This window comes from Tannerella sp. (assembly GCF_052170195.1).
Taxonomy (GTDB): domain Bacteria; phylum Bacteroidota; class Bacteroidia; order Bacteroidales; family Tannerellaceae; genus Tannerella.
Genome location: NZ_JBQNAZ010000066.1, coordinates 1 through 9,068 on the forward strand (window position 1 = coordinate 1; position 9,068 = coordinate 9,068).

7 protein-coding genes are annotated in these 9,068 nt (G+C 50.1%); all 7 read left to right on the forward strand.

What is annotated here, in order from left to right; all coding sequences use genetic code 11:
• Positions 1 to 218 precede the first annotated feature (218 nt).
• The 7 genes from ACTTKA_RS11515 (at position 219) to ACTTKA_RS11545 (ending at position 8,698) form a co-directional block, all read left to right on the forward strand.
• Positions 219 to 2,021 (forward strand): MutS-related protein, encoded by a 1,803-nt coding sequence (locus ACTTKA_RS11515; RefSeq protein ID WP_442725145.1) that lies wholly within the window; start codon positions 219 to 221, stop codon positions 2,019 to 2,021.
• Between the two features lie 231 nt (positions 2,022 to 2,252).
• Positions 2,253 to 3,857 (forward strand): CTP synthase, encoded by a 1,605-nt coding sequence (locus ACTTKA_RS11520; protein ID WP_442725142.1) that lies wholly within the window; start codon positions 2,253 to 2,255, stop codon positions 3,855 to 3,857.
• Between the two features lie 42 nt (positions 3,858 to 3,899).
• Entirely contained in the window at positions 3,900 to 5,846 is a 1,947-nt protein-coding gene (yidC, locus tag ACTTKA_RS11525; RefSeq protein WP_097559497.1) for a membrane protein insertase YidC, read from the forward strand.
• A 67-nt stretch (positions 5,847 to 5,913) separates the two neighbouring features.
• Positions 5,914 to 6,672 (forward strand): 3-deoxy-manno-octulosonate cytidylyltransferase, encoded by a 759-nt coding sequence (kdsB, locus tag ACTTKA_RS11530; protein WP_442725143.1) that lies wholly within the window; start codon positions 5,914 to 5,916, stop codon positions 6,670 to 6,672.
• Between the two features lie 35 nt (positions 6,673 to 6,707).
• Positions 6,708 to 7,358: an AlbA family DNA-binding domain-containing protein gene (locus ACTTKA_RS11535; protein WP_442714373.1), complete on the forward strand. Its 651-nt coding sequence runs from the start codon at positions 6,708 to 6,710 to the stop codon at positions 7,356 to 7,358.
• A gap of 187 nt (positions 7,359 to 7,545) precedes the next feature.
• Entirely contained in the window at positions 7,546 to 7,980 is a 435-nt protein-coding gene (locus ACTTKA_RS11540) for a hypothetical protein (RefSeq protein WP_442714374.1), read from the forward strand.
• Between the two features lie 553 nt (positions 7,981 to 8,533).
• Complete coding sequence (locus ACTTKA_RS11545; protein ID WP_442725144.1) at positions 8,534 to 8,698, forward strand: hypothetical protein; 165 nt, start codon at positions 8,534 to 8,536, stop codon at positions 8,696 to 8,698.
• Positions 8,699 to 9,068: the final 370 nt, after the last annotated feature.

The window sequence follows — 9,068 nt, forward strand, 5'->3', positions numbered from 1 at the left end:
ATAATCTTGTATATCCATAACCCAAAGATAAGCTTATTTTGATGCGGTTGCCCTGATAAAAACCTATCGCATCTTTATGTGTTTACTGTGCATTATCATGTATCTGAGATCTGCAATCGTCCGGATCATTCGGTTTAAGAACAGATATGCCGGAGCTGAATAAATCGATCCAAAAATTAAGGATAGTACTTCCGTTTTTTTACCTTTGCCCCGTGATGATGGAAGAAGTGATTCGATTTTACGACGAGCAGATAACAAAGTATACCGCTATACACCAACGCTTGAAACGACGGATGTATCACGTCGGTACACTTCGGCTGTTTCTTTTTGTTACGGCCTTAATCATATTATGGTTTTTCCGGGAAGCAGGCTGGATGACACTGACGGCATGGACAACCGCGTTTGCATTGCCTTTTGTGGCACTATTGGTTTACCATACGAAGTTGTCGGAAAAGAAGGCGTATGCAGAAGGCATGATACGTCTCAATACGGACGAGAAAAAAGCATTAAATTATGATTTCAGCGCATTTGAAGGAGCGCCGGAACAAATCGACACGCAACATCCGTTTACGCTTGATTTGGATGTGTTCGGTACCCAGTCACTCTTTCAGAGCATCAACCGCACGGTCACTTCGATTGGCCAATCATGCCTGGCCGAATGGTTTATGTATCCGCTGGAAGAGAAGGGAGAAATTTTAATCCGTCAGCAGGCAGTACGCGAGTTGACCGGGAAAGTTGCGTTCAGACAGGATTTTTACGTCACGGGGATTACGTGCAAAGGGCATCATGATGATCTGACACAGTTGAAAACCTTGACCGGACAGGCCGCAGAGGCCTCGTCGTTCGGTGCTGTATGGCGTGCGATGCTTTGGCTGATGCCGTCAGCGTGGCTGGCGATAATCGTCGGAATCGGTTTCGGGTGGCTGCCCGTCTGGACAGCCGGAGCGATGGTAGCCCTCGGTTTTCTGATTGCGAACCTTCCGGGACGCAAGATTCATCAGCTATGCCGGTCGATCGACAAGATGGAGCAGTTGCTAAGGGCTTACTCGCAACTGATCGGAAAGATAGAGCGGGAGACGTTCGATGCGCCTCTCCTCACATCGCTGCAACAGCACTTTGTCTCGGAGAAAACAAGCGCGTCGCGTGCCATCCGCCGTATGTCGCGCATCATCGGTGCGCTGGATCAACGATACAGCACGATCGGTATCATTTTAAACCTGCTTTATCTGCGCGATATGCGTCAGGTGATGCTGATGGAGCAATGGCTTCGCACTCATTCCTCTCATTTCGGTCTTTGGTTCGAGGCGCTGGCGCAGACCGATGCCTTATGCTCACTGGGAGGATTTGCCTTCAATCACCCCGATTACCCTTACCCTGCTATCGCAGAGACCTATTTCGTGATGGAAGGAGAAGCATTGGGACATCCTCTGCTGCATCGCGAAAAGTGCGTACGTAACGATGTACACATCTCGAAACATCCGTATTTTATGGTTGTTACGGGAGCAAACATGGCAGGTAAAAGCACTTATCTGCGTACGATCGGTGTTAATTTCCTGCTGGCCTGCATAGGGATGCCCGTATGCGCCCGTTCCCTGACCGTCTATCCCGCCCGACTGGTAACAAGCCTGCGGACGGCCGATTCGCTCGTCGCCAACGAATCGTATTTCTTTGCCGAACTCAAACGATTGAAAATGATTATTGACCGATTGAACGCGGGAGAACAACTTTTTATCATCCTCGACGAAATCCTGAGAGGAACGAATTCGAAAGACAAACAGAAAGGGTCGCTGGCGTTGATGAAGCAATTGGTTTCCAAAGAAGCCTGCGGTATCATTGCCACCCACGACCTGCTGCTCGGCACGCTCGAAGACGAATTTCCGCACGACATTAAAAACTATCGTTTCGAAGCCGATATTACGGACGATACGCTGACGTTCTCCTATCGGATGCGCGAGGGCGTTGCCCGCAATATGAACGCCAGCTTCCTGATGAAGAAAATGGGGATTACGCTCTCCGAATAAGGGTCGTCAGTCGGCTTATCCCCCTTAAAAGACGACCGGAAACAGCACGAGAAAAAAGTGGGTTACGGTCAAAAGCGCATTTGAGAAAGCAGACTATATGGAAAAAACTCTGTAATGTCGACTGTGCGGATGATTACGTGCTTTGAAAATATTCCGGTCGAATAATTCTCACAAAAATTACGCAAAACAGCCAAAAATCCCTATCTTTGCCACTTCTAAAATAAAACAATCGTGGCAAATACAAAGTATATTTTCGTGACAGGCGGTGTCGTTTCCTCATTAGGAAAGGGGATTGTCTCGGCCTCGCTCGGTAAACTGCTACAGGCGAGAGGCTACAAAGTAACCATTCAGAAGTTCGACCCGTACATCAACGTCGATCCGGGAACACTCAATCCCTACGAGCACGGCGAATGTTTCGTAACCATCGACGGACATGAGACCGACCTCGATCTTGGTCATTACGAGCGTTTCCTGAACATTCCCACTACGCGTGCCAACAGCATCACCACGGGACGTATCTATCAAAGCGTAATCGAGAAGGAGCGACGCGGCGAATATCTGGGAAAGACAGTACAGGTGATCCCGCACATCACGGACGAGATTAAACGCAACGTCAAGCTGTTGGGGTCGAAGAACAAGTTCGATGTGGTGATTACCGAAATCGGCGGAACGGTGGGTGACATCGAGTCGTTGCCGTTTATCGAGAGTATGCGTCAGTTGAAATGGGAACTCGGACGCGACTGCCTTTGCGTACATCTGACGTATGTGCCGTTTATCGCGGCCGCCAAAGAATATAAGACGAAGCCGACGCAACACTCCGTCAAGCAACTTCAGGAGCTGGGCGTGCAGCCAGACATTCTGGTGTTGCGCACCGAGCACGAGCTGAACGCGACGATTCTGCACAAAGTGGCGCTGTTTTGCAACGTCTCGAAAGAAGCCGTGATCCAGTCGGTCGACGTACCGACCATTTACGAGGTACCGCTGAAGCTGCAGGAACAGCAGATGGACTCGATCGTGCTCAACAAATTCGGTCTCGAAGCCGGAGAAACGCCCGAGATGAAACCGTGGAAGAAATTCCTCGAACGCAAGAAAAACGCGACGAAAGATGTACGGATCGGGCTGGTAGGCAAATACGTGGAATTGCAGGATGCCTATAAATCGATCGACGAATCGCTGCTGATTGCCTCGATCTATAACGACCGGAAATTGAATCTTCGTCTGATACATTCGGAAAAACTCAACGAATCGAACGTAGAAAGCATGCTGGCCGATCTCGATGGCATAGTGATTGCTCCGGGTTTCGGACAGCGCGGCGTAGAAGGCAAACTTACGGCTATCCGCTACGTGCGCGAGCACGACATACCCTGCCTCGGCATTTGTCTGGGCATGCAGTGCATGGTTATCGAGTTTGCACGCAATGTGCTGGGCATGGAGGGTGCCAACTCGACGGAGATGGAGCCGCAGACCCCGTTCAAGGTCATCGACCTGATGGAAAACCAGAAGAACGTAGTCAACATGGGCGGTACGATGCGTTTGGGAGCATACGACTGTGTACTCAAGAAAGGCTCGAAACTGTATCAGGCTTTCGGCAAGGAGCTGGTGCAGCAACGCCATCGCCACCGGTTTGAGTTCAACAGTGAATATAAGGAGGCCTTCGAAGCGGCAGGGATGAAGTGCGTAGGCGAAAACCCCGACACGGGACTTGTCGAAGCCGTCGAGCTGCCCGGCCTGCAATGGTTCGTCGGCGTACAGTTCCATCCCGAATACGACAGTACGGTTGTGAGCCCGAATGCTCTGTTCGTAAGCTTCATCCAAGCGGCCATCGCAAGAAAGTAAAAATAATAGTACAGTAGTAAGGAAGTAAAGAAAAAAATGTCATTGGATAAAAATACGATTATCGGTTTTATACTGATCGGGGTGATTTTGTTCCTATTCACGTGGCTGAACCGCCCGACTCAGGAACAAATAGAAGCTCAACAACATTACAGAGATTCGCTGGTTCGCGTAGAACAGGCGCGCCTCGAAGCACTGAATCAATCCGCGAAGGAGACGCAACAGACCGCAACGGAAATGCCCGAAGACTTACCCGATTCGGTGCGTACCGAAAGGTTCCGTCAGAATCTCAGCGATTTTGCCGTAGCCGCCGAAGGAACGGAAGAATTCGTGACGCTCGAAAACGATAAGATCGAGGTAAAAATCAGCAGTAAAGGCGGCAAACTCTCTTACGCGCGATTGAAAGAATATACGACCTGGGATAAACAGCCGCTCGTCCTCTTCGACGGTGCCGATGAGTCCGACTTCGGCATCACGATGATATCGGCTAATCAACGCGTCATCAACACGTCCGATCTTTACTTCACTCCCATCCCGAGCGCCGACGGTCAATCGGTCGTGATGCGATTGGCCATTGACGATGGACGGCACATGGATTTTACCTATACGCTCGAACCCGACAATTACATGATCCGTTACACGATCGAGAGTGCCGGGCTGAACGACATTCTAACGCCGAACACTCACTCGCTCGATTTTACGTGGAGGCAGAAAGCCCGCAAGCTCGAGCACGGACGAAAATACGAAGACCAGTACACCGGCTTGTACTACAAATATGCGGCAGATGACGTAGACAAGCTGAGCGAATCGAAAGAAGACAGCAAACAAATTGCCAACCGACTGAAATGGATCGGCTATAAAAACAAATACTTTGCGACAGTGATCATTGCCGATGAAGCGTTCACCGCTACCACGCTCGAATCGCGTCTGCTCACCGACACTGCGCACCTGAAGGAATTCAAGACGACGACTTCGGTCAATTTCGACCTGACCTCTCACAAACGCATTGGCTTCCGCTATTTCATCGGTCCCAACAAATACCATCTGCTCAGCGAATACGACAACGGCGCAACGAAAGAGCACGAACTGTCGCTCGATGAGTTGGTGCCGATGGGGTACAAATGGGTACGCCCCATCAACAAATACTTTGTCATGCCGATCTTTGACTTCCTAAGCCGGTATATCGCCAGCTACGGACTGATTATTTTCCTGCTGACACTGATCGTCAAATTCGTACTGTTCCCGCTGACATACAAATCGTATCTCTCAACGGCGAAGATGCGCGTCTTGCGTCCGCAAGTCGAGGAACTGAAAGCGAAATACCCGAAGAAAGAACAAGCAATGGAGCTGCAAAGAGCGACGATGGAACTGTATAATCGCGCCGGCGCCAGTCCCATGAGCGGCTGCCTGCCCATGCTATTGCAGTTTCCGATCCTGATTGCGCTCTACGGACTTTTCCCCACGTCGATCGAATTACGCCAGCAATCGTTCTTGTGGGCCAAAGACCTCTCTACGTTCGATGCCGTGTTCTCGTGGAATACGAATATCCCGCTCATCACGTCATTTATGGGAAATCATATCAGCCTTTTCTGCTTGCTTATGACCATCGTGCAGATTGTTTATTCCAAGATTAACATGAACATGAGCAATACCGGTCAGCAGCAGATGCCCGGAATGGCAATGATGACGTATATGATGCCGGTCATGTTTTTCTTCATGTTCAATCAAGCCTCGGCCGGATTGAGTTACTACTTCCTGATCTCAACGCTGATCACAATTCTGCAGACCCTCTCGATCCGTTTCATGGTGAACGAAGAGAAACTGCTGGCGAAATTAGAAGAGAACAAAAAGAAACCGCGCAAACGTGCCGGCTGGATGGAACGGATGGCCGAGATGCAGCGCAAGCAGCAGGCCGAACTGGAGCGTCAGCAGAAGCAACGCGCCAAACAGAAGCAGGCGCAGAATTATAAACGTCAGGAAAGGAAAAAATAAACAGCGCCCCTGCCTTTTTATGACGAGACAAAGAAAAAAAGATTACGACAAATAAAGAAGCAAAGGCATGAAATTTTTGGGCATTATACCGGCACGCTACGCCTCGACACGGTTTCCGGGCAAGCCGCTGGCTGACATGGACGGACGGCCGATGATCCGCCGTGTCTACGAACAAGTGATAGAAACGGTCGACCGCCTGTATGTCGCGACCGACGACGCGCGCATCGAAGCCGCCGTCAAAGCCTTTGGCGGAGAAGTGGTGATGACCTCCGAGGCGCACCGTAGCGGTACCGACCGTTGCCACGAAGCATGTACGAAGGTGGGCGAAGAATTCGACGTCGTCATCAATATTCAGGGTGACGAGCCGTTTATCCGTCCGCAACAGATCGAGCGGCTCAAGGAATGCTTCTCTTCGCCCGAAGTACAAATCGCCACACTCGCGAAAGCCTTTGCGAAAGACGGCGATTTCGAGGCCACGCTCTTCAACCCCAACACCCCGAAGGTGGTCATGAACAAAAACGGAGACGCGCTTTATTTCAGCCGCTCCATCATCCCCTACATCCGCGGGAAGGTACATACCGAGTGGCTGGCGCAACACGTTTTCTACAAACACATCGGGCTGTACGCGTACCGTACCGGCGTGTTGAGCGAAATCGCGCGCCTCCCGCAATCGTCGCTCGAGCAGGCCGAGAGCCTCGAGCAGCTGCGCTGGTTGGAGAACGGCTACCGCATCCGCGTAGGCATCACCGAGCAGGAAACCATCGGCATCGATACGCCCGACGACATGGAACGTGCCATCGCCTTTTTAAGAAGCCGGACAAAGTAACACCGCCAACACTGAGAGAAAGGCAATGCATCGCAATGAAACGGTTACATCCCATCGAGGCGTGGATAGCGCAGGGCGAACATCAGCGGCAGGATTTTAAATTTGAAGTCAGCGACAGTAAAAAAATAGCCCGCACGCTCAGCGCCTTTGCCAATACCGACGGCGGACGGCTGCTGATCGGCGTCAAAGACAACGGACACATTGCCGGCATACAGGGCGACGAGGAGTATTACATGGTCGAAGCCGCGTCAACCATGTACACACGTCCCGAAGTGCCGTTCACAGCCAGACACTGGGAGATAAACGGCAAAACGGTACTCGAAATCAACGTCGAGCCGTGCGCCGCGCGTCCGTATCTGGCGCCCGACAAGGACGATCGCTACAAGGCCTATATCCGCGTGGCCGACGAGAACAAGCTCGCCAATCCAACCCTGCTCCTCTCGTGGAAGAAACGCGAAAGCATCGACGGCAACCTGCTGCGACTGACGAAGCCCGTCGAAAAACTGATGCGCCACCTCGAAACGCACCCTTCGGTCAGCCTCCGTGAGTTTTGCCGGCTCGCGCGTATCCGCTACCTCACCGCCCGAAACATCGTGAGCGACCTGATAGCCGTCGGCACCTTACGCTACACCGTGCAGAACGGACAAATCGTTTACGAGAAAACAAAAACAACCCCCGACACATAAAACGCCTCACGCGGCTTCGTCTGCGGCGCTCCGTCTTTGCGACCCAAACGACACGGCGGCTTCTACACGATTCGACCTTATCCTGCGATTTTAACATTTCGCTTGGCAGCGTTTTCCGCCTTTTTTGCATCATATACGAAAAACGTTTCAATGATATCTTTTATGTATTAACTTTGCGCAAAAAACGATGGAAATGAAAAACAAAACATTTTTATTCGCTGTGATTTTCCTGCTTTGGCTGTTAGGCGCTGCGGGGTGTGAGAAGAACATGGACTACGAGGTTCCTACGCAACTGACCGGTACTCGGTGGGATCTGGCCGGAATAGTAGATGCAAAGACCGGGAAAATAACCCCCCTTGCACCCAAAGGCTGCTACGGATTTAAATTTATTTCCGAGACAGAAGCAAAAGGAGGAACAGTGCTTAATCAAATGACAGTTTATCTTACAACTCCTCCGTTCATTGTTATAGAAACAAAGATTGGAGATGAAGAAAACGGCGATGCCGCGTTGTTTTATCGTATCATAAGAAAGCTCGAATCGTACACATGGGAGAAAAATGAACTAAAATTTTTCTACGACAATAAGCAGCATTACTTACTTTATAAATACTCGAGCCAATGAAAAACAAAACATTTTTATTCGCTGCGATCTCCCTGCTTTTGCTGTTAGGCACTGCGGGATGTGAAAAGGAAAGTTCCAAGGAAGAAAGTAAGGAAACGAGTGACATTGTTTCTCAGACAAAGCACGATTCGCTATTATTGAAAAATGCTTCACCCGTCGAGGCATTCACCTATTCGAACATCTCCCCTTTGTCATTCCGAACGTAGTGAGGAATCTCGCGGGGTAAAGGAAAGAGATTCTTCGCTCACGCTCTGAATGACAAATTAATTGTTAATTGTTATGCGTGGTACACGCCGAATCATGTACTTGGAAAATAACCATTGACAATTAACCATTGACAATTGATTTCCGGCGGTGAGCCGACGGAGCAGCGAGCAGGGCGAAAGAAAATCAGGCTGTCCGAAGCGAAGCGAGTTACCTGATTTTCCGACCTGCAAGCGTCGCGAAGGCGTGCGAAGCGCACGAAGCCTTGACTTTTTGGTTACTTTTGGGTCAAGCCAAAAGTAACAAAAGAGCACTCTGAATAACAAAAGACCGAACGCAAATTTCGCAAATGACGCAAATCAACGCAAATAACCGCGTTTTTCATTCCGAACACCGTGAGGAATCTCGCCCCGAACGCCTCGGCGTTCGTCCTTCGGCCTCGGGCGGTGAGCCGACGGAGCAGCGAGCAGGGCGAAAGAAAATCAGGCTGTCCGAAGCGAAGCGAGTTACCTGATTTTCCGACCTGCAAGCGTCGCGAAGGCGTGCGAAGCGCACGAAGCCTTGACTTTTTGGTTACTTTTGGGTCAAGCCAAAAGTGACAAAAGAGCACTCTGAATAACAAAAGTAGGAGGAATTACGAATTACAAATTACGAATTACGAACGCCCCCTTTGTCATTCCGAACACCGTGAGGAATCTCGCGGGGTAAAGGAAAGAGATTCTCCGCTCACGCTCTGAATGACAAAAAACGATGCAACAACTAAACATCTCAACAAAAAACAACGATGCGGCAAATAAATCTTCACACAGATTTATTACAAACAATTTGTGGGAGATAAATCTTCACGCAGATTTATTACAAACAATTTGCGGGAGATAAATCTT

Excerpts from the sequence above, each read along its gene's own strand:
- ACTTKA_RS11515 (WP_442725145.1), top strand. The coding sequence starts at position 219 with ATGGAAGAAGTGATTCGATTTTACGACGAGCAGATAACAAAGTATACC.
- kdsB (WP_442725143.1), top strand. The coding sequence starts at position 5,914 with ATGAAATTTTTGGGCATTATACCGGCACGCTACGCCTCGACACGGTTT.
- ACTTKA_RS11535 (WP_442714373.1), top strand. The coding sequence starts at position 6,708 with ATGAAACGGTTACATCCCATCGAGGCGTGGATAGCGCAGGGCGAACAT.
- ACTTKA_RS11540 (WP_442714374.1), top strand. The coding sequence starts at position 7,546 with ATGGAAATGAAAAACAAAACATTTTTATTCGCTGTGATTTTCCTGCTT.
- ACTTKA_RS11545 (WP_442725144.1), top strand. The coding sequence starts at position 8,534 with ATGACGCAAATCAACGCAAATAACCGCGTTTTTCATTCCGAACACCGT.